31 protein-coding genes are annotated in these 25,050 nt (G+C 69.4%); all 31 read right to left on the reverse strand.

Translation table 11 applies throughout. The features are described 5' to 3' along the window. Positions 1–115: 115 nt before the first annotated feature. Complete coding sequence (locus tag H4Q84_RS17325) at positions 116–379, reverse strand: hypothetical protein (RefSeq protein WP_248580323.1); 264 nt, start codon at positions 377–379, stop codon at positions 116–118. Further along, positions 376–2,466: a flagellar biosynthesis protein FlhA gene (gene flhA / locus H4Q84_RS17330; RefSeq protein WP_248580324.1), complete on the reverse strand. Its 2,091-nt coding sequence runs from the start codon at positions 2,464–2,466 to the stop codon at positions 376–378. Before flhA ends, H4Q84_RS17325 begins: the two co-directional genes overlap by 4 nt. A 36-nt stretch (positions 2,467–2,502) precedes the next feature. Next, positions 2,503–3,651, reverse strand: coding sequence for an EscU/YscU/HrcU family type III secretion system export apparatus switch protein (locus H4Q84_RS17335; RefSeq protein WP_248580325.1), 1,149 nt, complete (start codon positions 3,649–3,651; stop codon positions 2,503–2,505). Next, positions 3,651–4,418, reverse strand: a complete 768-nt coding sequence (locus H4Q84_RS17340) for a flagellar biosynthetic protein FliR (RefSeq protein WP_248580326.1) — start codon at positions 4,416–4,418, stop codon at positions 3,651–3,653. The genes H4Q84_RS17335 and H4Q84_RS17340 overlap by 1 nt, the downstream gene beginning before the upstream one ends. A 13-nt stretch (positions 4,419–4,431) precedes the next feature. Further along, on the reverse strand, positions 4,432–4,701 hold the full coding sequence (locus H4Q84_RS17345; protein WP_248580327.1) for a flagellar biosynthetic protein FliQ: 270 nt from the start codon (positions 4,699–4,701) through the stop codon (positions 4,432–4,434). Positions 4,702–4,709: 8 nt separating this feature from the next. Then, positions 4,710–5,585, reverse strand: a complete 876-nt coding sequence (fliP, locus tag H4Q84_RS17350; protein ID WP_248580328.1) for a flagellar type III secretion system pore protein FliP — start codon at positions 5,583–5,585, stop codon at positions 4,710–4,712. Further along, positions 5,582–5,986 carry a flagellar biosynthetic protein FliO gene (gene fliO, locus H4Q84_RS17355; RefSeq protein WP_248580329.1) on the reverse strand — a complete coding sequence of 135 codons (405 nt, stop codon included), beginning with the start codon at positions 5,984–5,986 and terminating at the stop codon, positions 5,582–5,584. Before fliO ends, fliP begins: the two co-directional genes overlap by 4 nt. Before the next feature lie 3 nt (positions 5,987–5,989). Next, positions 5,990–6,730, reverse strand: a complete 741-nt coding sequence (gene fliN, locus H4Q84_RS17360; RefSeq protein ID WP_248580330.1) for a flagellar motor switch protein FliN — start codon at positions 6,728–6,730, stop codon at positions 5,990–5,992. Next, positions 6,730–7,701, reverse strand: coding sequence for a flagellar motor switch protein FliM (locus H4Q84_RS17365; protein ID WP_248580331.1), 972 nt, complete (start codon positions 7,699–7,701; stop codon positions 6,730–6,732). Before H4Q84_RS17365 ends, fliN begins: the two co-directional genes overlap by 1 nt. A 25-nt stretch (positions 7,702–7,726) precedes the next feature. Next, positions 7,727–8,191, reverse strand: coding sequence for a flagellar basal body-associated FliL family protein (locus H4Q84_RS17370; RefSeq protein WP_248580332.1), 465 nt, complete (start codon positions 8,189–8,191; stop codon positions 7,727–7,729). Next, complete coding sequence (locus tag H4Q84_RS17375) at positions 8,188–9,093, reverse strand: flagellar motor protein MotB (RefSeq protein ID WP_248580333.1); 906 nt, start codon at positions 9,091–9,093, stop codon at positions 8,188–8,190. The genes H4Q84_RS17370 and H4Q84_RS17375 overlap by 4 nt, the downstream gene beginning before the upstream one ends. 1 nt (position 9,094) lies before the next feature. Further along, positions 9,095–9,883: a flagellar motor protein gene (locus H4Q84_RS17380; protein WP_248580334.1), complete on the reverse strand. Its 789-nt coding sequence runs from the start codon at positions 9,881–9,883 to the stop codon at positions 9,095–9,097. Beyond that, the gene (locus H4Q84_RS17385; protein WP_248580335.1) at positions 9,883–10,200 is read right to left on the reverse strand and encodes a flagellar FlbD family protein; all 318 of its coding nucleotides are present in this window, start codon (positions 10,198–10,200) and stop codon (positions 9,883–9,885) included. The genes H4Q84_RS17380 and H4Q84_RS17385 overlap by 1 nt, the downstream gene beginning before the upstream one ends. A gap of 270 nt (positions 10,201–10,470) precedes the next feature. Further along, a complete protein-coding gene (locus H4Q84_RS17390; protein WP_248580336.1) occupies positions 10,471–11,325 on the reverse strand; it encodes a flagellar hook-basal body complex protein in 855 nt (284 codons plus the stop codon). Positions 11,326–11,346: 21 nt separating this feature from the next. Beyond that, entirely contained in the window at positions 11,347–11,820 is a 474-nt protein-coding gene (locus tag H4Q84_RS17395; protein ID WP_248580337.1) for a flagellar hook capping FlgD N-terminal domain-containing protein, read from the reverse strand. A gap of 9 nt (positions 11,821–11,829) precedes the next feature. Then, positions 11,830–13,053, reverse strand: coding sequence for a flagellar hook-length control protein FliK (locus H4Q84_RS17400; protein WP_248580338.1), 1,224 nt, complete (start codon positions 13,051–13,053; stop codon positions 11,830–11,832). After that, entirely contained in the window at positions 13,050–14,030 is a 981-nt protein-coding gene (locus H4Q84_RS17405; protein WP_248580339.1) for a transglycosylase SLT domain-containing protein, read from the reverse strand. The genes H4Q84_RS17400 and H4Q84_RS17405 overlap by 4 nt, the downstream gene beginning before the upstream one ends. After that, on the reverse strand, positions 14,027–14,482 hold the full coding sequence (locus H4Q84_RS17410; RefSeq protein ID WP_248580340.1) for a flagellar FliJ family protein: 456 nt from the start codon (positions 14,480–14,482) through the stop codon (positions 14,027–14,029). Before H4Q84_RS17410 ends, H4Q84_RS17405 begins: the two co-directional genes overlap by 4 nt. Further along, a complete protein-coding gene (locus tag H4Q84_RS17415; protein WP_248580341.1) occupies positions 14,479–15,801 on the reverse strand; it encodes a FliI/YscN family ATPase in 1,323 nt (440 codons plus the stop codon). The genes H4Q84_RS17410 and H4Q84_RS17415 overlap by 4 nt, the downstream gene beginning before the upstream one ends. Next, the gene (locus H4Q84_RS17420; RefSeq protein WP_248580342.1) at positions 15,798–16,523 is read right to left on the reverse strand and encodes a FliH/SctL family protein; all 726 of its coding nucleotides are present in this window, start codon (positions 16,521–16,523) and stop codon (positions 15,798–15,800) included. Before H4Q84_RS17420 ends, H4Q84_RS17415 begins: the two co-directional genes overlap by 4 nt. Beyond that, positions 16,516–17,538, reverse strand: coding sequence for a flagellar motor switch protein FliG (gene fliG / locus H4Q84_RS17425; RefSeq protein WP_248580343.1), 1,023 nt, complete (start codon positions 17,536–17,538; stop codon positions 16,516–16,518). Before fliG ends, H4Q84_RS17420 begins: the two co-directional genes overlap by 8 nt. Beyond that, the gene (gene fliF, locus H4Q84_RS17430; RefSeq protein ID WP_248580344.1) at positions 17,538–19,130 is read right to left on the reverse strand and encodes a flagellar basal-body MS-ring/collar protein FliF; all 1,593 of its coding nucleotides are present in this window, start codon (positions 19,128–19,130) and stop codon (positions 17,538–17,540) included. Before fliF ends, fliG begins: the two co-directional genes overlap by 1 nt. Further along, on the reverse strand, positions 19,130–19,459 hold the full coding sequence (fliE, locus tag H4Q84_RS17435) for a flagellar hook-basal body complex protein FliE (RefSeq protein WP_248580345.1): 330 nt from the start codon (positions 19,457–19,459) through the stop codon (positions 19,130–19,132). The genes fliF and fliE overlap by 1 nt, the downstream gene beginning before the upstream one ends. After that, a complete protein-coding gene (locus tag H4Q84_RS17440) occupies positions 19,459–19,851 on the reverse strand; it encodes a flagellar basal body rod C-terminal domain-containing protein (protein WP_248583678.1) in 393 nt (130 codons plus the stop codon). The genes fliE and H4Q84_RS17440 overlap by 1 nt, the downstream gene beginning before the upstream one ends. Next, positions 19,851–20,207 (reverse strand): flagellar basal body protein, encoded by a 357-nt coding sequence (locus H4Q84_RS17445; RefSeq protein WP_248580346.1) that lies wholly within the window; start codon positions 20,205–20,207, stop codon positions 19,851–19,853. The genes H4Q84_RS17440 and H4Q84_RS17445 overlap by 1 nt, the downstream gene beginning before the upstream one ends. 175 nt (positions 20,208–20,382) lie before the next feature. Continuing rightward, positions 20,383–20,859: a hypothetical protein gene (locus tag H4Q84_RS17450; protein ID WP_248580347.1), complete on the reverse strand. Its 477-nt coding sequence runs from the start codon at positions 20,857–20,859 to the stop codon at positions 20,383–20,385. Positions 20,860–20,884: 25 nt separating this feature from the next. Continuing rightward, a complete protein-coding gene (locus tag H4Q84_RS17455) occupies positions 20,885–21,226 on the reverse strand; it encodes a hypothetical protein (protein WP_248580348.1) in 342 nt (113 codons plus the stop codon). Further along, positions 21,223–21,606: a flagellar export chaperone FliS gene (gene fliS / locus H4Q84_RS17460; RefSeq protein ID WP_248580349.1), complete on the reverse strand. Its 384-nt coding sequence runs from the start codon at positions 21,604–21,606 to the stop codon at positions 21,223–21,225. Before fliS ends, H4Q84_RS17455 begins: the two co-directional genes overlap by 4 nt. 13 nt (positions 21,607–21,619) lie before the next feature. Beyond that, positions 21,620–22,939, reverse strand: a complete 1,320-nt coding sequence (gene fliD, locus H4Q84_RS17465) for a flagellar filament capping protein FliD (protein WP_248580350.1) — start codon at positions 22,937–22,939, stop codon at positions 21,620–21,622. Positions 22,940–23,133: 194 nt separating this feature from the next. Further along, complete coding sequence (locus H4Q84_RS17470) at positions 23,134–23,916, reverse strand: flagellin (RefSeq protein WP_248580351.1); 783 nt, start codon at positions 23,914–23,916, stop codon at positions 23,134–23,136. Between the two features lie 167 nt (positions 23,917–24,083). Then, entirely contained in the window at positions 24,084–24,956 is an 873-nt protein-coding gene (locus tag H4Q84_RS17475) for a sigma-70 family RNA polymerase sigma factor (RefSeq protein ID WP_248580352.1), read from the reverse strand. Positions 24,957–25,050: the final 94 nt, after the last annotated feature.

The raw sequence follows: 25,050 nt of genomic DNA on the forward strand, positions 1-25,050 counted from the left end.
CCGCTGGTGAATCCACAAGCAGTTGCCCGACCCGCAGGTCCCCGGAGCTTCATCCGCCGGGGGGTTCCGCCCGCCCAGTCAGCTGGGCCAGGCAGGGACAGCCTGCGGGTCGCTTCTATTTGGCGGTCTGGTCGCTGGGCTTCGACACATCCAGTACGGCGGTCTCGGCGTCGCCGGACCCGTTCGCCCTCGCGGTGGGCGACGGCTTGAAGGCGAGCTCGGTCAGCACACTGAGCAGCGCCCAGCAGACCGCGACGGCCACGAGGTAGCGGATGAGGGCCTGGTCGAGGGCCAGCGTCTGGTCGATCGCCGCGGCCCAGATCGCCTGCGAGCTGACCAGCGCGGCAGAGCCGAGCACCATCGGCGAGAGGGGGCTCATGCCATCACCGCCACGTGCACGTCAGCGGGAATGACGCCGAGGGAGCGGACGTTGCCGGCACCGAGGAGCTCGGGGTAGGACAGCACCGGCAGCCGGTCGAAGGTCGGACGGATCATCCGGCGCAGGGCCGGCCTGATCTGCGGCGCACACGTGAGCACGGGGCGGAGGTTCTGGTTCTCCGCGTCGGTGGCGAGTCGGGTGATGTCCATGAGCACCTGCTGTCCGAGAGTGGGATCCAGGGCGATGACGGGGCCGTGCTCGGTGCCGCGCAGGGCCTCGAGCATGCGTTGCTCGAGCGCCGGCTCGAGGCTGATGACGTGCACGGTGTTGTCCACGACGTACGGCGCGACGATCGCCGGGCCGAGGGTGTTGCGGGCGGACTCGATGAGTGCGTCGAGATCGTGAGTCACGGGCGCCTTGAGCGAGAGCGCCTCGAAGATCTGCACCAGGTCGCGGATCGAGACCTTCTCGTCGAGCAGTGACTGGAGCACCCGCTGCACCTCGCCGAGGCTGAGCTGCGCCGGCGTGAGCTCCTCGACGACGACGGGGTGGCTGCGCTTGACCATGTCCGTGAGGATCTTGACGTCCTCGCGGCCGAGGAGACGCGCGGCCTGGCTGGTAACGACCTCGGCCAGGTGGGTGGTAATGACCGACGCGCGGTCGACGACGGTGGCGCCGCCGAGCTCGGCCTGGTGCCGCATCGACGCGGGGATCCACTTGGCCTCGAGGCCGAAGACCGGCTCGACGGTCGGGGTGCCCGGCAGTGCGCCGAGCATGTCGCCGATCGCCAGCACGGTGCCGGCCGGAGCCTCGCCTCGGGCGACCTCGACCCCGAAGAGCTTGATCGCGTAGTGGTGCATGGGCAGCTCGATGTTGTCGCGGGTGCGCACCGGGGGTAGGACGATGCCGATGTCGCCGGCGACCTTGCGGCGCAGCGCCTTGACGCGGTCGAGCAGGTCGCCGCCGGCGGCCGGGTCGACGAGGTCGATCATGTCGGCGGCGAGCTCGAGACCAAGCGGGTCCACGAGGATCTCGGAGGCGAGCATCTCGGGGGAGTCGGACGGGGGAGCGAGCTCGGCGGCCGCGGCGGCGGCCTCGGCCTCGGGGTCCGGCACCTCCGGCACACGTGTCGAGGCGAGCAGCATGATGCCGCCGGCGATGAGGAACGGGATCTTGGGCAGACCGGGGATCAGGCACAGCGCGAACGCCGCGAAGCCGGACACCCGCAGGGGCATCTTGTTGGCGCCCATCTGGCGCATGATGTCGGAGCCCATGTCGTTGTCGCCGGACTGGCGCGTGACGATGAGACCGGTGGCGACGGAGAGAAGCAGGGCCGGGATCTGCGAGACGAGGCCGTCGCCGATCGTCAGCAGGCTGTAGGTGTGGACCGCGTCGCTGAACGACATGCCCTTCTGCATCATGCCGACCGCGAAGCCACCGATGAGGTTGACCATCGTGATGACGATGGCGGCTATTGCGTCGCCCTTGACGAACTTCGAGGCACCGTCCATCGAGCCGTAGAAGTCGGCTTCCTGGTGCACCTCGGTACGACGCTTGCGGGCCTCGTTCTCGTCGATCAGGCCGGAGTTGAGATCGGCGTCGATGGCCATCTGCTTGCCGGGCATGGCGTCGAGGGTGAAGCGGGCGCCGACCTCGGCCACGCGACCGGCACCGTTGGTGATGACCACGAACTGGATGATGAGCAGGATCGCGAAGACGATCAGGCCGACGATCAGCGACCCACCGACGACGAAGTGGCCGAAGGTGTCGATCACCTTGCCGGCGAAGCCATCCAGCAGGACCAGCCGCGTGGCGCTGACGTTGAGTGCGAGCCGGAAGAGGGTGAGCACGAGGATCACGGCCGGGAACGCCGCGAAGTCGAGCGGGCGGTGGACGAACATCGCGGTGAGCAGCACCAGCAGGGCTGCGGTGATGTTGAGCGCGATGAGGAGGTCGAGCACCAGGGCCGGAAGGGGCACGACCAGCATCACGACGATGAAGACGATGCCGACCGGGACTGCCAGCTGGGTCAAGCCTTTGCGGGGCACGTGGCTGCCTTTCAGGACGCCGAAGTGGCGGCCATCCATGGCACGTTCCGGACACCGTCCATGTGTCCACGTGTTCTATCGGTCGGTCGGTGTCCCATCTGAGGGAATCCGTCGACGGGGTCTGACCCGGGGTACGTCGGGCAGCTTGCCCGCCATCCGCGGGGAGCTGTGCTCGCCGCCGGTCTGGCCGTGGTTGCGCCTGCTGATGACGAACGCGAGCACCTGGGCGACCGCGTTGAACAGCTCCGGCGGGACTTCCTGGCCGACCCTGGTGGAGGTGTAGAGCGCCCGGGTCAGCGGGATGTCGCGCACGAGGGGCACCGCGCTCTCGGATGCTTTCGCCCGGATCTTCGCGGCCACTTCCCCGGCGCCGCGGGCGACCACCCTGGGGGCGCCGCGCTCCGCGTCGTACTTGAGGGCGATGGCGACGTGGGTGGGGTTGACGAGTACGACGTCCGCCATGGGCACGTCGGACATCATCCGGTTGCGCGCGGCGGCGAGCTGGCGGGAGCGGATGGCGCTCTTGATGAGTGGGTCGCCCTCGGTGTTCTTGTGCTCCTGCTTGACCTCTTGCTTGGTCATCCGGGTCTGCTTGCCGATCCGGCGCCGCGACATGGCGTAGTCGGCGGCGGCCATCACGATGCCGGCGACGGCGATGTTGCGGATCAGCCCGAGCGCGGTGCCGAAGAACTGGTCGATCACCACGGACATCGGCACCATGCCGCCGATCAGCGGGATGAGGTTCTTGATCGCCGAGTACACCAGCACTCCGACCAGGGCGCTCTTGATGAGCATCTTGGCGCCCTCCCACAGGGACTGCGGGCCGAAGATGCGCTTGGCGCCCTGCAACGGGTTGATCTTGGAGAACTTCGGCTTCGCCTGCTTGGTGGCCAGGAAGAAGCCGCCCTGGGCGAGCGCGGACGCCACGCCGATGATCATCACGCCGAGGCCGAGCAGCACCAGCGTGAACAGCACGTGCCACAGGCCCTGGCCGAGGATCCGGAGGGCCATGGAGATGTCGGCGTCGGCGGTCGCGGTGAGGGCGCTGGTCATCAGCTCGCTCAGCGCGGTCATCTCGCGGCCCATCAGCGCAGGCAGGGCCATCCCGACGGCCAGCATGGAAGCCCAGCCGCCGAGCTCCTGGGTGCGCGGGACCTGACCTTCCTTGCGCGACTCCTTGCGCTTGCGCTCGGTGGGCTTCTCTGTCTTCTCGTCACCTGCCATCAGGTGGCCCCCGAGATCGTGGCCATCGCCTCGTTGGAGAGGTCGACCAGCTCGGCGACGGCCCCCGGCAGCACCGGGAACGACAGGCCGATGAGCAGCAGGGTCAGGCCGATCTTGGCCGGGAACATCACGTTGATGGCGTTGAGCTGGGGCGCGACCTTGGTGAGCAGCGCCAGTCCGACGTCGGCCAGGAACAGCACCGCGATCATCGGCAGCGCGATCTGCACCGCGGTCGCGAAGAACAGCCGCATCGCGGTGAGGAGCATGCCCAGCCCGCCGGACACCTCGGGGGTTCCGTCGAGCGGCAGGAACTCGAAGGTGCTCAGCAGTCCGCCGATCACGATGAGGTGCCCGCTGGTGGCGAAGAGCAGCATGGTGGCGAGCATCTGATGGAACTTGCCGAAGACCGTGTTCATGTTCATCGACAACGGGTCGTACGCCGCAGCGAGTGCGAAGCCACCGAACACGTCGATCATCGCCCCGGCCGTGGTGATCGCCGCGAACATCAGGTAGGTGATGAAGCCCATCGAGACCCCGACCGCCACCTGGGTGATCACGGCGACGAGGAACCCGAAGGTGTCGACCGGGATCGTCGATTCCGCCAGCCGGGGGGCGACCGCCATGGCCAGGCCGAGCGAGAGCACGACCTTCGCCATCGCCGGCACCGCCCGCGACGAGAACGGGGGTACGACGGCCAACCAGGCGATGATGCGCACCGAGGCGAGCAGCAGGGCCAGTACGGGCTGGCCGTCGAGGGTGAGGGTCATTACGCGCCGGCGCTCAGGCCAGCATCGAGGGCAGCGCCTCGAAGAGGTCCAGCGTGAAGGTGATGAGCGTGTGCAGCATCCAGTTGCCGCAGATGAGCAGCGCGATGCCCACGCCGATCAGCTTCGGGACGAAGGAGAGCGTGAACTCCTGGATCTGCGTCATCGACTGGAACAGCGAGATCGTGAATCCGATGACCAGCGAGGTGAGGAGGATCGGTGCGGAGAGCTTCAGCGCGACCAGCATGGTCTTGAGCGCCAACTCGATGATGACGGTGTCGGTCATGAGCCCGCCTACCCGTAGCTAGTGACGAGGGACTTGATGACCAGCGCCCAGCCGTCCACGAGGACGAAGAGCAGCAGCTTGAAGGGCAGCGACACCATCACCGGCGGCATCATCATCATGCCGAGCGCCATCAGCGCCCCCGAGACGACGATGTCGATCACCAGGAACGGGATGAAGATGATGAACCCGATGATGAACGCCTGCTTGAGCTCCGAGAGCACGAACGCCGGCACCAGGGTGCTCATCCCGACCTCGGAGCGGTCGTCGGGCAGGTCGCGGCCGGCCACGTTGGTGAGCAGCATCAGCTCGTCGTCGCCCGACTGGTCGAGCATGAACTCGCGCAGCGGCTCGACGCCGTCGTCGTAGGCCTGGATGGTGCTCTTGTCGCCGTCGAGGTAGGGCTGGAGCCCGACGTCGTTCATCTGCGAGAGCACCGGCCCCATGATGAACAGGCTCAGGAAGAGGGCGAGCCCGGCCAGCACCTGGTTGTTGGGGATCTGCTGGAGGCCGAGCGCGTTGCGAGTCAGGCCGAGCACCACGAGGATCTTGGTGAAGCTGGTGCAGGTCAGGAGCAGCGCCGGCAGCAGCGACAGCAGGGTCATCGCGACGATGACCGTCACCGACGTGCTGGGCTTGTCGGTCAGGCCGTCGAGGTCGATACGCACCGACGTGTCGTTCTTCGGGCCGCTCGGGCCGTTGGGGCCCTGGGGTGAGGCCGCGACGGTGTCGAAGGCGGCGGTGTCGATCGCGTGGGTGCTGACGGTAGCGGTCTTGGGCGTGGCCGCCGACGCGGACTCTCCGAAGACGGAGGTCAAGGCGATGGGGATGATCGAGAGGCCCACCACCACCAGGAGCAGGAACCCGAGTCGTTGCACATGGGTCATGACACTCGCTTGGTGGCCGCGTCGAAGGCCTGACGCCAAGTCTGCGGCGAGAGGATCGACCCGTTCACGGCAGCCTTCGGCTGGTCGAGCGAAGTCGAGACCACGTCCACCTCGCCCGACTTCGGCCGGAAGATGCTGGTGGGCTCGGGGACGTCGATCTCGTCGGGGTCCAGCTCGGTGAGCAGGCTGACCTGCTGGTCGGTGGTGCCGAGCACGAGCACCCGGCCGCCGACGGAGATGAGAGCGACCGAGCCGTTGCGGCTCAGCGACTGGCGGTGCAGCACCTTGATCGGCGCGTTGGTGCCGCTGTTGAACCTCTTGGCGCCGAAGCGGGCAAGCAGAAGGAGGAGTCCGACCACGACCGCCAAGGAGAAGACGAGTCGGACAACGAGCTCGAGCACGCCTCAGACCGCAGCCTTCTCGTCGACGATCTCGGTGACGCGCAGACCGAAGTCCTCGTCGATGACGACGACCTCGCCGCGGGCGATGAGGCGGCCGTTGACCAGCAGGTCGGCGGGGCTGCCGGCGGCCCGGTCGAGCTCGAGTACGGCGCCGGGCGCGAGCGCCAGCAGGTCGCGCACCGTCATCCGGGTGCGGCCCAGCTCGACCGTCACCTCCATGTCGACTCCGTGCAGCAGCTCGATGCCGCGGCGGGGCACGATGGCGACGGGCGCGGCGGTCACGGCCGGTGCCGGCTCGGCGGCACCCTTGAGCAGGCTGGTCGGCACGAGCAGGGCGGCGATGACCTCGCCGGCTCCGGCCAGCGTGATGACGGTGAAGGACTCGCCCAGGTCGGCCACGATCTCGGCGGGCGACAGCTGACGACCCACCTCGGCGCGGTGACCGAGCGAGGTGGCGGCAGCGTCGAGCGCGGGCTGGACGGCGGCGGCCAGGTCGAGACCCGCGACCGGGCTCGACGAGAGGGCGTCGACGAGGTCGGCGCCCACGAGGATGGCGATCCGTCCGCCACCGGAGACGCCGCACACGGCACCCCCAGCGAAGGACGACACGACCGAGCTGTCACCCACGAGCGGCTCGCCGGCGACGAGCGGGTGCACCGACGGCAGTACGCCGGCGGCAGCGGTCGCTGCGTCGACGGCCGCGGCGGTCGCCGTACCGGGGGCTTCGGTGATGGACGCGGACATCAGTTCTCCTTGGGGGTGGCGACGATGAGCGCCGCGAGACGGTTGCGGGTAGCGCCGGCGGTGGCGTGCGCGAAGGGCGTGTCGTCGACGGCCACGTCGAGCGGCGCCGACGCGGGGTGCGTCAGGCGCAGGACGTCGCCGACGGCGACGTTGCTGAGGGCGTCGGGGTCGAGGCGGGTGCCGCGGAAGCGCACCGCCACGTCGACCGGGACGTCGTTGAAGGCCTCGGCCAGCAGGTCTGCGGCCCGCACGCGCTGGGCTCGCTCACGGTCGGAGACCGGCGACGGCGCAGCGGCGGCGATGAGGTGGGGGAGCAGTCCGTTGAAGGGCAGGCACACGGTGGTCTGGTGGGACTCCTCGTTGATCCGTACGTCGAGGGTGGCCACCACCATGACGTCGGCGACGCCGGCGACCTGGGCGAACTGGGGGCTGTACTCGATGCCGCTGATCGACGGCTCCAGCGGCACGATGCTGGCGAGCGAGTAGCGCATCTCGCGCAGCAGCCGCTCGATGAGGCCGCGGATCACGCCCGACTCGATGTCGGTGAGCGGACGTTGCGGCTGTACGGCGCCACCCGGGCCGCCGAGCATGTGGTCGATCGAGACCATCGTCGCGGGCAGCGGGATCTCGAGAACACCGAGCCCGGGCATCGGGTCGGCGGAGAAGAGGGTGAGGTACGTCGACGACGGCAGCGAGTCGACGTACTCGGCGTAGCTGTGCTGGTCGATGGACTTCAGCGTCACCTGGCACACGGTGCGGAGGGCGGACGTGAAGACCGTGGTGGCCTGGCGGGCGAAGCCGTCGAAGCCCAGCTGCAGGATGCGCGAGTGCTCACGCGAGAGCTGGATCGGTCGACTGAAGTCGTAGGCGACCGCGGCCGACGTGCGGGCGCGCCGACGTGCACGAGAGCCCAGCGGGGTGCTCGTTGAGCTGGGCGCAGAGGGATTCACGAAGGCCGTATCGGCCGCCATGGACTAGACCTGAGAAGAATTTTCCCTACTGGGTCACGAACTCGGTGAAGTAGACGTCCAGCACCTCGTGCTCGTAGGCCTCCTCGAGTCGCTTCAGCAGCTCGGCCTTGAGATCCTGGCGCTGCTTGCCGGTGTTGACCTCCGACATCTCGCGCCCGCTGAACAGGTCGATCGCGGAGTCCAGCGCCTTGCTGCCGTCGATCTCCTCCGTCACGTCGGCGCTCAGCTCCAGGGCCATCCCGAGCCGGAGGTAGTGGCCACCCTCGAGGTTGAGCTGGATCGACTCCAGCGCCACCGTCTCGCCCGGCACGGGCTGGGGGGGAGGTCCGGTGGGCTTGAGGAAGAAGAACCAGCCGGCCCCGACGACGACGACGAGCAGCACCAGCAGGATCAGCAGCTTCTTCTTGCCGCCCTTCTTCGGCTTCTTGCCGTCGCCCCCGGGGGCATCGGCCCCGGACGTCTCATTCGGAGGGAGGGTGGTGACGCTCATGACGATGCTCCTTGGGCGGCTGGTGCGGTGTCGCTGTCCACGACCTCGCTGATGAGCTCGCGGGTCTCGGCGGGAAGGGCGGTGAGGATGACGATGTCGACGCGCTTGTTGACGGCCTGGGAGCCGGGCTTCGACGGGTCGATGAGCGGGCGTTCGTGGCCGAAGGCGGAGGCGGTCATCCGCGCTCCGGGGATCCGCCACTTCTCACCCAGCCGGCGCAGCACCGTGACGGCGCGGGCGGCGGAGAGCTCCCAGTCGGTGGGGTAGAGCGCCGGCTTCACCTTCACCTGGTTGGTGTGGCCGTCGATCTGCAGCTTGTCCGGGAGGTCCTTGAGCACCGGGGCCAGGGTGTCGATGACGAGCTGTCCGCGTGCGGTCAGGTCGGCGACGTTGGGCGCGAAGACGACGTGGCGTGAGACCAGGCTGACGACCAGCCCGCGGTCGTCGATGGTCGCCTTGACGTCGTCCTCGAGGCCGTGGGCACGCAGCGCCTTGTAGAGACGCTCGAGCACCTCCTTGAGCCGGTTGACCTCGCTCTTCGCCTCGGCGACCTTGCGCTGCTGCTCGAGTCGGGCGTTGTCGGCCACGGCCAGGCTGACCTCGTCGCGGGTCTCGGGCGCCATCTCGGCGGTCTGGGCCTGCGGCACGATCGAGTCGGCGACGGCCGAGCCCGGCTCCTCGAGGAGCGACGTACCGCCGTCGAGCATCGCCGAGGGCTGGCCGAAGCCGGCAGACAAGCCGGACTTGAGCTCGTGGAACTTGCGCTGGTCGACCGAGCTCATCGCGAACATCACGATGAACAGCACCATCAGGAGCGTGACCATGTCGGCGTACGTGACCAGCCAGCGCTCGTGGTTCTCGTGCTCCTCCTCGGGAACGCGCTTGCCCTTGCGCCCGGCCATGTCAGGCCGCCTGCTTCGCGGTCGCCTTGCCGGCCTCTTCCTCCGCGCCCGCAGGCAGGAGGGAGTACAGCTTGGCCGCGACGACACGCGGGTTGGAACCGGACTGGATGGCGGCGACTCCCTCGATCACCAGCTCCATCCGGGCGACCTCGAGCTCGCTGAGGCGCTTGAGCCGGCTCGAGATGGGCAGCCAGATCACGTTGGCGGACATGACGCCCCACAGGGTCGCGATGAACGCGGCCGCGATGAGGTGGCCGAGTTCTTCGGGCTGGGCGAGGTTCTCGAGCACGTGAACCAGGCCCATGACGGTGCCGATGATGCCGATGGTGGGCGCGTAGGCGCCGGCGTCGCCGAAGAACTTCGCGGCCTGCTTGTCGGCAGCCCGCTTGGCGTAGACCGACGACTCCAGGATCTCGCGGACCTCCTCGGGGTCGGTGCCGTCGATGGCCATCGAGACGCCACGCACGAGGAACGGGTCGTCGATGTCGGCGATCATCTCCTCGAGTGCGAGCAGACCCTCACGGCGTGCCTTGTCGGCCAGCGCGACGACGGTCGGGACGACCGCGTGGGCCGGCTGGACCTTGCTGAGGAACGCGGTCTTGAGCGCGGCGAAGGAGCGCTTGGTGTCGGGGATCGTGCTGCCCGCCATGCAGATCAGCATCGTGGTGCCGAAGACGAGCAGCAGCGGCGGCAGTAGCAGCAGGCTCATCGGGTTGCCACCCTCGAGCACGTTGGCGGTGATGATGACGACGAAGGCCAGGCCGATGCCGATCAGGGATGCCGGGTCCATCAGAGCTCTCCAGCCTCGTCAACGGCCTGCGGCAGTACGGCGACCGCCGTGAGGTGCGGGGGACCCGACCCGGGCGCGGGCGCCGGTGCCAGTCGGCCGAGTACCAGTTGCGGGTTCTCGGCCACGACCGCGGAGAGCGCGATCGTCTCTGCCCGGTGCGCTCGGATGCGGTGCACGACCTCGGCGAGCGACTCGGAGACGACGTACTTCTTGCCGTCGATCATCGTGATGACCGTGTCCGGCGTGCAGTCTGCGCGCTCGATCAGGTCGGAGTTCAGGGCGAACTCGGAACCGGAGAGACGCGTGAGCGTAATCATCGGGGTGCACCATCCTTGTGCTGTTCAAGGAACCGTCCGTGGTTCCTTCGCACGGCTTCCATCGGCAGGCCTGGCGGCGACTTGAGGGGAATGGCCGGGTTCTGGTTCTACTCCGGCGTGGCAACCCCCGCCGCCGTCGTACCGGGGTAGTCCAGTCACCTTCTGTCGTCCCGCCGCCGACCTGACGACAAGTTGCGACTGGACTACCGGGGGAACGACAGCAGGCGCGGCCGACGCCCGGAGGAGTCGACCGCGCCTGCGGTGGGTGGATCAGCGCTTGATGTTGACGAGCTCCTCGAGCACCTGGTCCGAGGTGGTGATGACGCGGCTGGACGCCTGGAACCCGCGCTGGGCGAGGATCAGGTTCGTGAACTCGGCCGCGAGGTCGACGTTCGACATCTCGACGGCACCGGCCTGCAGCTCGCCGCGGCTGCCCTGACCCGAGATGCCGAACTCGGGGGCTCCGGAGTTGGCGGACGCGCGGAAGCTCGTGTCGCCGACCTTCTCGAGGCCCATCGGGTTGTTGAAGTCGGCGACGGCGACCTGCATGATGTCGCGCTGCACGCCGTCGGAGAACACGCCGCGGACGATCCCCGTGCTGCCGATCGTGTACGACTTCAGCTCGACGCCCGCAGGCACGGGCGGGGTGAGGCCGGCCGCGTCGAGCGTGACGTCGGTCAGGGCGCCGGTGGGCGCGCCGGAGGCGTCGAGGGCGTAGCCCTGCACACGACTGCCGTTCGGCGCCACCAGGAAGTTGTCCCGGTCGAAGTTGAAGGCGCCGGCGCGGGTGTAGACCTGCTCGTTGCCAGACTTGACGACGAAGAAGCCGTCGCCGTTGATCATCAGATCGGTGCCGCGGCCGGTCATCTGAGCCGAGCCCTGGTTGAAGTTGGTGTTGGTCGAGGCCAGCTGGACGCCGAGACCGATCTGGATCGGGTTGGTGCCGCCAGCCTCGGCGGTCGGGCCCGTGGCGCCGGTGAGCATCTGGCTCAGGGTGTCCTTGAAGACGGTGTTGCTGGCCTTGTAGCCAGTGGTGTTGGCGTTGGCGATGTTGTTGCCCGTGACGTCGAGCATGGTCTGGTTGACACGCAGGCCGCTGATGCCGGCGAAGAGAGAGCGAAGCATGGTGGGTCCTTTCTTGTCCGCTCAGGCGGAGGTGGTGGAAGAGGGAGTGGTGGGAGCAGAAGCAGGAGCAGGGGTGGCGGTGGCGACGGACTGGACGGCGCCGAGCAGCACCTGTTTGCCGGCGACGTCGAGGACGGGCCCATCCGCACCGAACGTGACGCCGGAGACGAGCCCGGCCACGGTGGCGCCCGCCTCGTCGAGGTAGGTGACCTGACGGCCCACGAGACCGGTGGCCCCGAAAGCCACCTGGGCCGACACGAGCTGGGCCGTCTTGTCGGCGACTTCCTGCATCTTCTCCAGGGCGGTGAACTGCGCCGACTGCGCCAGGAACTGGCTGGAGTCTGTCGGGTTCATCGGGTCCTGGTACTTCATCTGGGCGACCAGGAGCTGCAGGAACATCTCCTTGTCACCGCCTGCGGCGTTGGCGGTCCCGACTGGCTCGTTGGGACCGAACATGCCGGTCGTGGTGGGTGCTTCCACGGCGGGTACTGACACGGTGGTTCCTCACACGGTCACGTCGACACCCGCAGAGCGGATGGCGCGGACCTGGTCGGGCGGACCGGGCTCGGTGCCCCGTGCTCCGCTGTTCGAGCCATCCGTGGCGTGGTGGCCGTTGCGCGTCCGTGCGTCTTGGCCGTGGGTGTCGCGCCCCTGCTGGTGCGCGTCGTACCCGCTGCGGTCCAGGTCGGAGCGGTTGCTCCGCTGGTCGGCAGTGTTCAAGGTGGCGCCTCCGGCGCCGGTGTCGCGTACGGCGACGATTGCGTCCGCGCCCGCGCTGCCCAGCAGGCGGCGGAGCTCGGGGAGGCTGTCGGCCATGATCCGGCCGGCCTCGTTCGCTGCGTGGATGCTGATCTTCATCTCCCCGCCGCGGACGACGAGGGTCACGCGCACGTCGCCGAGGGTCTCGGGGTGGAGGTTCAGCGTGATCCGGTGGATGCCTTCGCCGGCGGAGCTGGCCCGCACCGCGAGCCGGCCGATCTCGGGGAACACCTGGGCGGTGACCTGGTCGGGGATGTGGCTCGGTCCGGCGTGCACCGGCGCTGCCGGGGCGGCCGCAGCGATGGGGGCGGTGGGAGGCACCTGGGTGCCGGCAGTCGGTACGACGGGCTGCGGGACCGCGGGCGTCGTACCTGCCAGCGGGTCGATGCCCGGCGCGGCCGCGGCGGTGTCGGTGGTCGCGGCAACGGCAGGAATGGGCGCGGCCGGCGCGACGAGCCCGTTCGTGGCGAGCTTGGGCGGCACCTCGGTGGAGAGCGCGGGCGCGGCCGACCCACCCGGCAGACCCGGCGCACGCGGACCCTTGATGACGACACCGGTGGTGCAGCCGTAGGTGCGCGGGACCTCGCCCTCGTCGTCGACGGGGCGCGAGCCCGGTCCGACGGGCCCGGTCCGCTCGATGGGTCCGGTCCGCTCGATGGGTCCGGGCGTCGGTAGGGGCGGGACCGGGTTCTTCGTGTCCACGATGCCCGGCAGGGCCGGCGCGGCCGGAGCCGGCGTCGCCACCGGTGCGCCGGAAGCGACCAGGAGCGCGGGATCGACGAAAGCCGGGTCGAGAGGTGTCGCAGCGTCGAGAGCCGGGTCGGTGGCCGGGGCGTCCTCGCCGAGGAGACCGGCCATCAGGCTCGCGAACTCGCCGGACTCCTCGCCGGGGTCACCGGTCGTGGCAGTGGCGCCGGCGGAAGTCACCGGTACGGCGACGGGGACGGCAGGCAGGGAGATCCCGCTCATGTGGTGGCCTCCAGGGTCGTCATGATCGACCGGACGTAGTTCTGTGTCTCGGCGTACGGCGGGATGCCGTTGTACTTCAGGACGGCACCCGGCCCGGCGTTGTAGGCGGCCAGACCGAGCTCGGTGCTGCCGAAGCGCGTCATCAGGTCCTTGAGCAGGCGCGCGGCGCCGTCGATGGCCTGGGTCGGGTTGAACGGGTCGGTCACGCCGAGCCCCTTCGCGGTGCCCGGCATCAGCTGCATGATCCCCTGGGCGCCGGCGCCGCTGACGGCCTTGGCGTCGAAGCCCGACTCCTGGCGGGCGACGGCCGAGAGCAGCATCGGGTTGACGCCGTAGGTGCGGCCGGCGGTGTTGAACGCGTCGGCGTACGGCACGAAGGACGGCACCGCTCCGCCGGGGGTGGGCGCGGCGGTCGGGCTGAAGGACGCGCTGGTGACGGCCGCGGTGTCGGGAAGGATCCGGCGGATGACGTCGGGCGTGGAGGGTACGTCGACGATGCGGACGTTCAGACCGGTGCGCGGGGCCTCGATCATCTTGCCGTCGCCCATGTAGATCGCGATGTGGTCGACGCCGTTGTTGCGGCTGGAGTTGTCCCACGCGATCAGGTCGCCGGGGCGTGCCTCGGCCATGCTCGCGACGGGCTGACCCGAGCGGGCCTGGTCGGCGGAGAGGCGCGGCAGGTCGTAGCCGAACTTCTCGTAGACCATCTGCACGAGGCCGGAGCAGTCCATGCCGGTCGGGCTGGTGCCGCCCCAGACGTACGGGACGCCGAGGTACTGCTTGGCCTCGTCGACGACGGCGAGACCGTCAGCGGTGGCGCCGGCGCCGACGGATGGCATGCCGCTCGCCGCGGTCAGCGAGTTGGCGCTGAGGGCGTTCGCGAAGGCCGCGCTGGAGACGGGGTTGCTCGCCGGGGCGAGCATGTCGAGCTGGGCCTGGATCGCGGAGATCCGGGAGGTGACGTCGCCGATGGTCATGCGTCCACCGCCTCGTCCATGCCCTGCCGGCGACGCAGCCAGCCTTGGGTGGCGATGTCGTCGAGATGGGTGGCCTCGGTGCGGGCGCGCTCGGCGCGACGCTCCTCGGCGCGGCGCTCGAGCAGCATCGAGACGGCTTCGAGGCGCGACCGGTCGGCGCGCCAGTGCGCGGTGGCGGCGGCCATGACCGACGCGGAGACGCGGAGGTCCTCGCGGCGGCCGATGAGCGCCTCGCCCATGGCGAGAGCGTGCGTGCGGTCGGCGAGATAGGTCACCGAGCTGCCGGACACGAAGCCGGGCTGGGCGGCGAGCTGGGTCTCGAGGGTGCGTACGCCGGTCTCGACGGTCGCGTGGTCCGAGATGGCGGTGGTCAGACCGTGACGGCTGTCGCGCTCGCGCACCTCGCGCACTCGCGCCACGGCGTGCAGGCCGGCGTCGTACTTCGCGGTCATCGGGCCACCCCGGCACCGGTGCCCACCACGTCGCGCAGCTGCGCCCACGTGGTGTCGAGCGGGCTGGCGTCGTCCATGTCCTGGCGCAGGAAGGCGTCCATCGCCGGCATCGCCGAGATGGCGGCGTCGGCGTCGACGTCGGCACCGTTGACGTAGGCGCCGATCTCGACGAGCTCGCGTACGTCGCGGTGTGCGGCCATCAGGCGGCGCATGCGGGTCGCGTCGGCACGCTGGTCGACCGTGGTGACGGCGGAGGTGACGCGGCTGATCGACTCGAGCACGTCGATGGCCGGGAAGTGGCCCGACGTGGCGAGCCGGCGGGACAGCACGATGTGGCCGTCGAGGATCGAGCGTGCGGTGTCACCGACCGGGTCCTGGAGGTCGTCGCCCTCGATGAGGACGGTGTAGAGACCGGTGATGCTGCCGTCCGGCGAGGTGCCGGCGCGCTCGAGGAGCTGGGGGAGCAGGGCGAAGACGCTGGGCGGGTAGCCGCGGGTGGCGGGCGGCTCGCCGGCAGAGAGGCCGATCTCGCGCTGTGCCATGGCGACGCGGGTGAGGCTGTCCATCATCAACATGACGTGGCGGCCGCTGTCGCGGAACCACTCGGCGATGCGGGTCGCGACGAACGCCGCGCGCAGTCGCTCGACGGGCGGGGCGTCGGAGGTGGCGACGACGACGACGGAGCGGGCCAGGCCTTCGGGACCCAGGTCGTTCTCGATGAACTCGCGCACCTCGCGGCCACGCTCGCCGACCAGAGCGATGACCGAGACGTCGGCGTCGGTGCCGCGGGCGACCATGGAGAGGAGGCTGGACTTGCCGACGCCCGAGCCGGCCATGATGCCGAGGCGCTGGCCGCGGCCGAGCGGGGTGAGGGCGTCGACTGCGCGCACGCCGGTGCCGATCTGGTGGTTGATGCGGGGACGCTGCAGGGCCTGCGGCGGGGTCAGGTTGACGCCGACCTTGTCGAGGCCGGCGAGCGAGGGGCCGCCGTCGACCGGCCGGCCGATGCCGTCGACCACGCGGCCGAGCAGCTGCTCGCCGACGTGGATCTCCAGCGGTCCGCCGGTGTGCCGCACCGACACACCGGCGGTGAGGCCGTTGGTCGAGCCGAGCGGCAGGCAGGTGAGCCCGGCCGGTCCGCTCGCGGCGACCTCGGCCAGCACGGGGCTGCGCTCGCCGATCGAGACCACGTCACCGATCGCGGCGGACAGCCCGCTGACCTGGACCTGGAGGCCCAGCACGCGCGTCACCCGCCCGAGTGCCATCGGCTGGGCGGCGTCCAGCGCGGTGCGCCGGACCGTCTCGGTCAGGACGCTCATCGAAGGCTCTCCCTGACCCGGGACAGCGCGGCAGACACGCGCAGGTCGATGATGCGGGAGTCGGTCTCGACGAGGGCATCGCCGTGGTCCATCGTGGGGTCGACGACGACGGTGAGCCCCTGGCTGGTCAGCCCGGAGAGGTCGGCGTGCGAGCCGGCGCGCGGGTTGAGCCGCACCGTGACACCCGGCTGCTGCGGGGTCGCGGCCAGCACGCGGCGTACGACGTCGTCATCGGTCTCGCGCTCCTGGGCCGAACCCACGAGGGTCCGGGTGAGCTCGAAGGCGAGGTCGGTGGCGCGCTCGTCGATGTCACGACGGCTGGTGTCGATCGCGGCCACCAGCTGGGCGGCCGCGTTCTCCAGCGCCTCGATGGCCGCGCGGTGCTCGGCCTCGTGACGCTGGCGGTCGGCGTCCGCCTCGTCCCGGTGCCGCCGCGTGGCGACGTACGCCGCGGCCTCGGCGTCGCGACGCCCCTCGGTCCAGCCGATGGCGTAGCCCTGCGAACGGGCGGCCGACCGGGTGGTCTCGGCGAGAGCGGCGAGCGCGTGCTCGGTGACGCCGTCGGCGAGCACGCCGGAGTCGCCGTACCTGGTCCATTGGCCGCTGCGCAGCTCGGGCAGGCTGGTGACGGTCGCGGTGCCGGTGCTGTGCACGGTCGCGACGGCGGGTGAGATAGGGGAGGTGCGGAAGTCGGCCGCCGCCACCTTCAGGGCCTCAGACAACGTATTCCTCCTCGTTCGAGCGGCGGACCGAGATCTCGCCCTTCTCCTCGAGCTGGCGCATGGTGCGGATGACCGCCTGCTGCGCCTCCTCGACCTGGACCAGCCGGACCGGACCGAGCAGCTCGATCTCCTCGACGATGCCCTCGGCAGCGCGCTGCGAGAGGTTCGAGGTGATCTTGGCCTTGACCTCGTCGGGCACGCCCTTGAGAGCAAGCGCCAGGGTGGCGGTGTCGACGCCGCGCAGAATCTGCTGCACGGAGCGGTCCTCGAGCATGACGATGTCCTCGAACATGAACATCCGGCTGCGCACCTCGTCGGCGAGCACCTGGTCGAGGCCCTCGAGGCCGTCGATGATCTGGCGCTCGGTGGCCCGGTCGGAGCGGTTGATGATGTTGACGAGCGGGTCGAGACCGCCCACGCGGGACATCTCGGTCGGCTGGAGCATCGACGAGAGCTTGCGCTCGAGCGTCGCCTCGACGGTGCGGATGATCTCGGGTGAGGTGCGGTCCATCACGGCGATCCGGTGGGCGACCTGCGCCTGCTGCTCCGGCGGCAGGCCGGAGAGCAGGAGCGACGCCTTCTCGGCGGTCATGTGGGCCAGCACCATCGCGATCACCTGCGGGTGCTCGTCGGCGATGAAGGAGCGCAGCTGGGCCGGGTCGGCGCGGTGCAGGAACTGGAACGGCATCTGCACGACGGCAGCGTTGAGGCGCTCGATGATCTCACCCGCCCGCTCGGGACCGAGCGACTGCTCGAGGATCTGCTGGGCGAACGCGAGGCCGCCCTGCTGGATGTGCGCTTGGGCGGTGAGCAGATCGCGGAACTCTTCGAGGATCAGCCCGCTCTCGTTGCCGGTCACGTTGTCGAGGCGCGCGATCTCGGCCGACAGGGCCTCGACCTCGGTCTCCGACATGTGTGCCATCACGGAGGCGGCTCGGTCGCGACCGAGCTGGATGAGCACGATCGCGGCCTTGCGGGCTCCCGCGTTGGCGACGACTGGGGTGGAGGTGGCCATCAGTTCTGCACCAGCCAGCCGCGCAGCAGGGAGGCGACTTCCTCGGGCTGACGCTCGACGAGTGCGGCCAGCTCGGCGCGGATCTCCTCGGCCTTCAGCTGCTCGCTCGACTCCAGGGCGAGCACCGCGGCCGGGGGATCCACAGGCACGGCGGCCCGGGCAGCCGACTCGTTGCGGAGCTGCTCGACGACGTACGTCGTGGCCTGGTCGCGTGCCTTGGAGCGCTTGCGGCCCTTGAACCAGGCCAGCGCCAGCATCAGGGCGACGATGCCGCCCAGCACGCCGTTGCGGATGGCCTCGTTCATGTTGGCCTTCTTGTCCGCGGCGGCCGCAGCCTTGAGCTCGGCAGCAGCGGCTTCCTCGGCGGTCCGGTCGAACGGCATCGACTGCACCTCGAACGTGTCTCCGCGGCCCTCGTCGATGCCAGCGGCAGCGATGATCAGGGCACCCAGGTCCTCGGTGCTGATGTCGCGAGCTGCCGCGGTGTCGACCACGACGCCGATGTGCTGGGTGTCGACGCCGCCGGGGGCGGTCTCGCGGGTCTCGACGACGGTGTCGACCGCGTTGTCGGAGGTCTTCGACTCCTTCTTGTACGCCGAGTCCGCACCGGTGCCACCGACGGGGCTGTCCATCTGGCCGTCCGGACCCACGACGCCGCCGATCGTGCCGACGCCGTTACCGCTGCCGGGGCCGTTGTACTCCTCGGTCTGGGTCGACTGGGAGAGCGGCTTGGCGCCCTCCTTGGTCGTGTATGTCTTGGACTCCTGCACCGACTTGTCGAAGTCGAGGTTGGCGGTGACGGTGACGGTGGAGTTGCCCGGGCCGAGGACCCGGTCGAGGGTCTGCTGGATACGAGACGACATCTCGCTCTGGTAGTCGTCGACCTGCTGGGTGCGGCTGCTCGTGCCGGCGCTGCCCGAGCCGTCGTCGGTCGAGAGCACTTGGCCGGTGGAGTCGGCGACGGTGACCTTGGCCGGGTCGAGCCCGTCGATGGACGAGGCGATGAGGTGCACGATCGCCTGGACCTGGTTGGCCTGGAGCGTGGTGCCGGCACGGGTGGCCACGAGGACCGACGCGGTGGCCGGGTCCTGCTCGTCGGCGAAGACCTGCTTCTCCGGCAGGGCCAGGTGGACCACTGCGGTCTCGACCCCGTCGATGGCGCCGATGGTGCGCGAGAGCTCACCCTCCATGGCGCGCTTGAAGCTGGTCTGCTCCTGGAACTTCGACGTCGAGATGCCCTGGTCGTCGAGCAGTGAGTAGCCGCCGTCGGAGCTGGTGGGCAGTCCTTCGCCGCTCAGCGCGATCCGGGTCGAGTAGACCTGGTCCTGGGGCACCATGACGGTCCCGCCGCCACCGCTGATCTCGTACGGCACACCGTCGGCGTCGAGCTTCTCGATGACGGCCGAGGCGTCCTTGGACGACATGTTGCTGAAGAGCGGGCTGTAGTCGGGGGTAGAGGCCCAGTTGAACACCATGAAGCCGGCGAGCAGCAGCCCCAGGGTGCCGACGACAGCGACGACCTTCTGCCCGGGGGCGAAGGCGTTGAACGTCTGCTGGTAGCGGCTCAGCGTCCGCTGGATCGTGGTGCGCATCAAACCTGCATCCGCATGATCTCGTTGAAGGCCTCGACCGCGCGGTTACGCACCGCGACGGTGAGCTGGGTGGTGATCGCGGCCTCGGAGGCGGCGACGGTGTAGTCGTGGATGTTCGAGAGATCGCCGGTGGCGGCCTTGACGGCCAGGCCGTCGGCGCGGTCAGTGACGTTCTCGAGGTTCTGCAGGCCGCCGACAAGCATGTCGCCGAAGGCCTTGTTCGGGCCCTCCGCGCCGGATGTCGACTTGCCGAGCGTGACCGAGTCGCTACTGGTGACGGGAGCACTGAACGGCGTGAAGCCGATGCTCTCGATGCCGCTGATACTCATCAGGACCTTCCAATCGAGAGGGCTGCGTTGTAGCCGTCCTGGGCGTTCTTCGTGATCTGTACGGCGGCCTGGAAGCCGCGCTGGGCCATGACGAGCTGGGACATCTGCGAGGACATGTCGACGTCCGGGTTCCGGACGTAGCCGTCGGCGTCGGCCAGCGGGTGCTCGGGGGAGTAGACGAGAATGCCTTCGGGATCGCCCTCGGCGATGCCGGCCACGTCGACGCCGCCGTCGGGGCGGGCCCGGGCGATGACCATCTGGCTCTGGAACGCGTCTTCGCTGGTGCTGGTGACCGTGTTCGCGTTCGCGATGTTGTTGGCCAGGGAGTCCAGCCAGGTCTGGTGCATGCCGAGGCTGGTGTTGGCGATCCGCAGCGACTCGAAGGCGCCCATCACTGACCGCCCATCGCGGAGCGCAGGAGGCTGTGCCGGTCGGTGACCGCGCGAGTCATCATCTGGTACTGGAACTGCGACTGCATCGCCGCGAGCGTCTCCTTGCGGAGGTCGACGTTGTTGCCGTTAGCACCCACCGGGGTGTCGGTCAGCGTCTCGGTCGGGGACACACCGGACTCGAGGTCGCCGGTCGCGATGGCCGAGCGCAGCGAGTCTTCGAAGTCGACCGAGCTCGCGCGGAAGTCAGGGGTGTCGACATTGGCGATGTTGTCGGCGATGACGTTCTGCCGCATCGAGATGCCGTCCAGCGCGCTGTCGAGCACGTGACTGACGGCATCGGAGATGGCGAAGGACACGAAGGTTCCTTCCAGGTAATCGAGGGGGGTGCCGGTCCTTCGGCGGTGGTGAGCTATCCGTGCTCGAGTTGGATCATCGGCCGCCTTCATCCCCAATTGAGGGTATTTACTCGAAGATGGCCCGGGGCGCATCGAGGCGGGGACCAAGGTCCCGTCCGAAATTGACCGAAGACGGTCAGGCCCGCACCAGCGCGAGCAGCCCTGACCCGTAGCCGGGCACGGTGATCCGCACGTCCAGCCGTCGTTCCAGCACCCAGGTCTTGTGCAGCACGAACTCCGGCGGCCGGTCACCTGCGGCGTGCACGGCGTACAGGTGGATCCGTTCCCCGGGGATCGTCAGCAGCTCACCGAGGGTCGTGAGTACGACGTGCAGCTGGTCGCGCAGCGGCGTGGTGAGGGTGTGCGAGCTGACCGCCTCCCAGGCCGCCTTGCGGGGCAGCATGACGAGGCTGGCGGAGGCGTACGCAGACAGGGCGATGTCGAGTACGCCCACCGCGACCACCTGGAGGCTGTCGTCGACGTAGACGCCGAGGGTGGCCGGTCGGAACGGCCCGGGGATGAACGGTGGAGCCGGCGTCAGCGTGACGTCGCGGTCGAGCAGGTCAGTGAGGGTGGTGACCAGCGCGCGGGGCGTCGGGAGTCCGAAGTCCACGACAGCACACGGTGTTCGTCGGCCCTCAGGCCGTGATGTCGAGGTAGACGGGCAGCTGCGCCGCGTTGACGACCTGGGTGACGCGGGCGGTGTAGCGCTGCTGGCGGGCGATGCGGTCCAGGGCGTCGCTCAGGCCGGCCGCCACCTGCTGCTGGCGGGCCAGGATGTCGCGGGCGCGGGGCATCAGCGACGGAGGGATGGGTCCGAGGTCGCGCGGCTCCACCCACGACAAGACGGGCTGGAGGTCGAACGCGCCGGTGGTGCGGTCGATCTGGTGCCGCTCGATCTGGTGCAGCTCGAGCTCGAGCCGGTCGAGCTCGGTGGCCCACGTCAGCTCGGTCTCGGGGGTGCCCGAGAACTCGATCATGAGGCGCGCACCGCCAGCTGCATGGCGGCCTCGCGCCAGGTGTCACCCAGCTGACCGGCAAGCATCTGGCATTCCCGGGTGACGGCCGGGTCGCGTCGGATGTTGGCCTGGATCAGCTGGTCGTGCAGGAAGTCGTAGAGACCGGCCAGCGCCGGTCCGCCGTCGAACAGCTCGGGCTTGAGGCTGACCCGCAGCTCCATCACGATTGCCTGGGCGTGCAGCAGCTGGTTATGAGCGGCCTGGTGGTCGCCGCTCTCCTGAGCCTCCAGGGCACGTCCGATGTCGAGCTGCAGCCGGTCGAACAGCATGATCAACAGGCGGGCGGGGCTGGCGGTCGCGATCGAGGCGTCGAGGTAGGCCGCGCGTGCGTTGGGGTTCATGGTCTCTTCTTCCCTACTGCGAGCTCGGCGAACCGAGCTGTCCCGACAGCCAGTTGGACTGGCTGTTGAGTCGAGAGAGTGCGGTTTCGAGGGCGGTGAACTGACGGGTGAGGTTCTGTCGGCGGAGATCGAGCCGGGTGTCCCAGCTGGCGATGCTGTCCTTGAGACGGTCGATCTGGGCCGAGGAGCCGTTGGCCACGGAGGTGAGGGTGCCGTCGGTCCTGTCGCTGGCGGCCTTGCCCAAGCTCTCGAGACGCTTGGCGAGCCCGGCGGGGGAGGTGCCGGAGAAGGCCGCCGAAGTGGCGGCCGGGTCGGCAGCGTAGGACTTGTCGAAGGCGGTGGCGTCGAAGACCAGCTTGCCGGAGCGATCGGTCTGTACGCCGACCCCGACCATGGTGGTACCGCCGCCCGGGTAGACCGCACCCAGCAGCTGGTTGCGCAGGTCGCGGATGGTGCTGTTGCCGGCGAAGGCGCCCGACTTCTTCGTGATCGGGTCGTACGACGTCAGCTTGTCGAGCTGGGTCAGCAGCTCGTTGACCTGGTCGACCAGGCCCTTGGCCCGGTCGCGGGCGGCGGTGGGGTCGCTGGCGATGTCGAGGGTGACCGTCTCGCCGACGGCCTTCGACGCGACGGTGACGTCGATGCCGGGGAGCAGGCCGGTGAAGGTGTTGGTGGCCGAGTGGATGGTGTCGCTGCCGACGGCTATCTGGGCGTCCTGCCCGGCGACCACGGTGGCCCCTCCGAGCAGGGCGGTGCCGTCGGAGTTGGTGAGCGTGAAGGCCGATGCGGCACCGGTGGTGGCTGCCTGCACGCTGAGCCGAAAGCTGCCGTCGTCGAGCCGGAGGGCGCTGGCACGCACGCCGGTGCCGGAGGCGTTGAGGGCCTTGACCAGGCCGCCCAGAGTGCCGTCGCCGGTGTCGAGGGTCTTCGTCGCGCCGTTGATCGTGAGACTGACCGTCGTACCGCCGCTGACGACGACGTCGCTGGTGGCCGCTGTCGTGGCGAAGCGGAGGTTGTGGGCGCTGGCGACCTGGTCGACCCGGAGCGTCAGGCTGCCGGCTGTCGAGCCGTTCGCTGCGTTGACGGTGACGCCCTCGTGCGAGCTGGTGACCTTGAGCGGGGAGAGGGCGCCGGGCTTGCTCAGCGCGCCCGCCGCGGTGGCCAGCGCGGCGAACTTCGCGTTGAGGTCCTGGATCGACTTGAGCGTGGACTGCTCGGTGGTCAGCTTGGTCTTGAGGCGGTTCTGGCTGGTCGCCTCCAGCTGCATGAGCTGGCTGACTATGCCCGCGGTGTCCAGGCCACTGGCCAGGCCGCTGATGCTCGAGGTGGCCATGTCGTCCTCCTCGCTGTGGCTGGCATGGCTGGCATTGGCCCCACGGAGTGGCGCCCTGGAATGCAGAGTTCCCGGCGAGGGGCGAGTGGCCCCTCGCCGGGAACGCGTGGTGATGCTGGTGTACAGCGCTTCCTATGAAGCGTGCGCAGCCGCTCGGTCAGCTGCCGCTACCTGAGGGTGGCGGCAGCCGAGGATCAGCGGAGCAGGGACAGGACGCCCTGGGGCGCCTGGTTCGCCTGCGAGAGCATCGCGGTGCCGGCCTGCGAGAGGATCTGCGAACGGGTGAAGTTCATCATCTCCAACGCCATGTCGGTGTCGCGGATCCGGCTCTCCGAGGCGGAGAGGTTCTCCACGGCCACGTTGATGCTGTTGATGCGGTGCTCGAACCGGTTCTGCAGCGCACCGAGGTCGGCACGCGCCGTCGAGACACTGGTGACCGCAGCCTTGACTGTGTCGCTGTCGGTGATGACCGCGGCGGAAACGTCGATCTTCGCCAGCGAGACGTCGATCGTGTCGGTGCTCTCGGAGCCGACCTGGAAGGTCTTGGTGGCTGCCACGCCCGGGAACAGGGAGACGCCGTTGAACGAGGCCTTGTCCTGGATGGAACCGATTTCGTCCTTGAGTGCGGTGAACTCCGAGCCCAGGGCTGCCTGCGAGTCGGCGTTCTGCGTGCCGTTCTTGTACTGCACCGAGAGCTCGTTCATCCGCTGCAGCATCGAGTGGACCTCGGTGAGGGCACCTTCAGCGGTCTGGACGACCGAGACGCCGTCCTGGGCGTTGCGGCCAGCCATCTTGAGGCCACCGGTCTGGGCGCGCAGACCCTCGGAGATGGCGAGACCGGCAGCGTCGTCGGCGGCACGGTTGATGCGGAAGCCGCTGGACAGCTTCTCCAGCGACTTGCCCATCTGGCCCTGGGTCACCGACAGGTTGCGGTAGGTGTTGAAAGCTTCGGTGTTCTGGTTGATTCGGAGAGACATGATGTGTTTCCTTCCTGGAATGGTTTCGCGGAGCCCGTCCGTGGGCTCCGGCTACCTCATCGGCCCGGGGTTGCGGGCCATGAGAAGTTTTTTGAGTTTTTCTTGCGAGTTCTTCCGGCCCGGTTCGGACGCCTGAGTTCAGGCCACCGGGGGGAATGGAGCAGGTCTCAGGCGGTGGCGTCGAGCACGGCAGGCATGACACGGCGGCCCGAGGTGACGGCGTGCCGGCTGGCCACGGCGTCGAAGTAGGCGTGCCGGCGGCGGTCGACACAGCCGCCGGGACGCTCGCTCACGTTGACGAGCTCGGGTTCGAGGCCGTGGTTCATCGCGTCACGAAGCAGCACCAGCGCCTCGGCGCGCAGCTGGGAGACGCGGGACTCGCTGACGCCGAGCTCGGCGGCGATCTCGGCCATCGGGCGCTCGGCGAGGAAATAGCCCTCGACGACCACCCGGAGGCGCTCGGGGAGCTCGGAGACGGCGCCCACCATGTAGGTCAGTCGCTCACGGTGCTCGAAGAGGGCTTCGGGGCTGGGTCCGTGTCCGGGGATCAGGTCCTCGAGGGAGGAGTCCTCCGCGCCGGAGAGGGAGAGCACCTGAGCGCGGGTGATGTCGTCCTGGTTGGCTGCGACCTCGCGGGTGGTGAGACCGGTCGAGCTGGCGACCTCCTCGGCGGTCGCGGGGCGGCCGAGCGAGACGGCCAGTGCCGAGCGGGTGGCATCGAGCTCACGGGCCCGGCGGCGTACGGTGCGCGAGGCCCAGTCGATGCCGCGCAGCTCGTCCAGGACGGCCCCGCGGATGCGGGTCGCGGCGTAGCGGGCGAAAGGTACGCCGCGCTCGGGCTCGAAGGACCGGGCCGCGGTGACGAGGGCGGCGTAGCCGGCGGAGGTGAGGTCGTCGCGGTCGACGTACGACGGCAGGCGTCCCATCGTCTCGCGCACGATGTGCCCGACGACCGCCATGTTGGTGGTGATCAGCTCGTCGGTGGACAGCACTGTGGGGAAAGGTCCGGCCTGCTCGGGCTGGATCGTCGTCTTGGTCACGAGCGGAGACGCTGCCGGACAAAGGGACACCGCGAAGCGCAATACCCAATTATGGGGAGTCTGGTCGCAAGGTCGGGCCCAAGGTCCCGACCGG

Origin of the sequence: Nocardioides sp. InS609-2 (genome assembly GCF_023208195.1) — a bacterium.
Taxonomy (GTDB): domain Bacteria; phylum Actinomycetota; class Actinomycetes; order Propionibacteriales; family Nocardioidaceae; genus Nocardioides.

Excerpts from the sequence above, each read along its gene's own strand:
- H4Q84_RS17325 (WP_248580323.1), bottom strand. The coding sequence starts at position 379 with ATGAGCCCCCTCTCGCCGATGGTGCTCGGCTCTGCCGCGCTGGTCAGC.
- flhA (WP_248580324.1), bottom strand. The coding sequence starts at position 2,466 with ATGGATGGCCGCCACTTCGGCGTCCTGAAAGGCAGCCACGTGCCCCGC.
- H4Q84_RS17335 (WP_248580325.1), bottom strand. The coding sequence starts at position 3,651 with ATGGCAGGTGACGAGAAGACAGAGAAGCCCACCGAGCGCAAGCGCAAG.
- H4Q84_RS17340 (WP_248580326.1), bottom strand. The coding sequence starts at position 4,418 with ATGACCCTCACCCTCGACGGCCAGCCCGTACTGGCCCTGCTGCTCGCC.
- H4Q84_RS17345 (WP_248580327.1), bottom strand. The coding sequence starts at position 4,701 with ATGACCGACACCGTCATCATCGAGTTGGCGCTCAAGACCATGCTGGTC.
- fliP (WP_248580328.1), bottom strand. The coding sequence starts at position 5,585 with ATGACCCATGTGCAACGACTCGGGTTCCTGCTCCTGGTGGTGGTGGGC.
- fliN (WP_248580330.1), bottom strand. The coding sequence starts at position 6,730 with ATGTCCGCGTCCATCACCGAAGCCCCCGGTACGGCGACCGCCGCGGCC.
- H4Q84_RS17365 (WP_248580331.1), bottom strand. The coding sequence starts at position 7,701 with ATGGCGGCCGATACGGCCTTCGTGAATCCCTCTGCGCCCAGCTCAACG.
- H4Q84_RS17370 (WP_248580332.1), bottom strand. The coding sequence starts at position 8,191 with ATGAGCGTCACCACCCTCCCTCCGAATGAGACGTCCGGGGCCGATGCC.
- H4Q84_RS17375 (WP_248580333.1), bottom strand. The coding sequence starts at position 9,093 with ATGGCCGGGCGCAAGGGCAAGCGCGTTCCCGAGGAGGAGCACGAGAAC.
- H4Q84_RS17380 (WP_248580334.1), bottom strand. The coding sequence starts at position 9,883 with ATGGACCCGGCATCCCTGATCGGCATCGGCCTGGCCTTCGTCGTCATC.
- H4Q84_RS17385 (WP_248580335.1), bottom strand. The coding sequence starts at position 10,200 with ATGATTACGCTCACGCGTCTCTCCGGTTCCGAGTTCGCCCTGAACTCC.
- H4Q84_RS17390 (WP_248580336.1), bottom strand. The coding sequence starts at position 11,325 with ATGCTTCGCTCTCTCTTCGCCGGCATCAGCGGCCTGCGTGTCAACCAG.
- H4Q84_RS17400 (WP_248580338.1), bottom strand. The coding sequence starts at position 13,053 with ATGAGCGGGATCTCCCTGCCTGCCGTCCCCGTCGCCGTACCGGTGACT.
- H4Q84_RS17405 (WP_248580339.1), bottom strand. The coding sequence starts at position 14,030 with ATGACCATCGGCGACGTCACCTCCCGGATCTCCGCGATCCAGGCCCAG.
- H4Q84_RS17410 (WP_248580340.1), bottom strand. The coding sequence starts at position 14,482 with ATGACCGCGAAGTACGACGCCGGCCTGCACGCCGTGGCGCGAGTGCGC.
- H4Q84_RS17415 (WP_248580341.1), bottom strand. The coding sequence starts at position 15,801 with ATGAGCGTCCTGACCGAGACGGTCCGGCGCACCGCGCTGGACGCCGCC.
- fliG (WP_248580343.1), bottom strand. The coding sequence starts at position 17,538 with ATGGCCACCTCCACCCCAGTCGTCGCCAACGCGGGAGCCCGCAAGGCC.
- fliF (WP_248580344.1), bottom strand. The coding sequence starts at position 19,130 with ATGCGCACCACGATCCAGCGGACGCTGAGCCGCTACCAGCAGACGTTC.
- fliE (WP_248580345.1), bottom strand. The coding sequence starts at position 19,459 with ATGAGTATCAGCGGCATCGAGAGCATCGGCTTCACGCCGTTCAGTGCT.
- H4Q84_RS17440 (WP_248583678.1), bottom strand. The coding sequence starts at position 19,851 with ATGGGCGCCTTCGAGTCGCTGCGGATCGCCAACACCAGCCTCGGCATG.
- H4Q84_RS17455 (WP_248580348.1), bottom strand. The coding sequence starts at position 21,226 with ATGATCGAGTTCTCGGGCACCCCCGAGACCGAGCTGACGTGGGCCACC.
- fliS (WP_248580349.1), bottom strand. The coding sequence starts at position 21,606 with ATGAACCCCAACGCACGCGCGGCCTACCTCGACGCCTCGATCGCGACC.
- fliD (WP_248580350.1), bottom strand. The coding sequence starts at position 22,939 with ATGGCCACCTCGAGCATCAGCGGCCTGGCCAGTGGCCTGGACACCGCG.
- H4Q84_RS17470 (WP_248580351.1), bottom strand. The coding sequence starts at position 23,916 with ATGTCTCTCCGAATCAACCAGAACACCGAAGCTTTCAACACCTACCGC.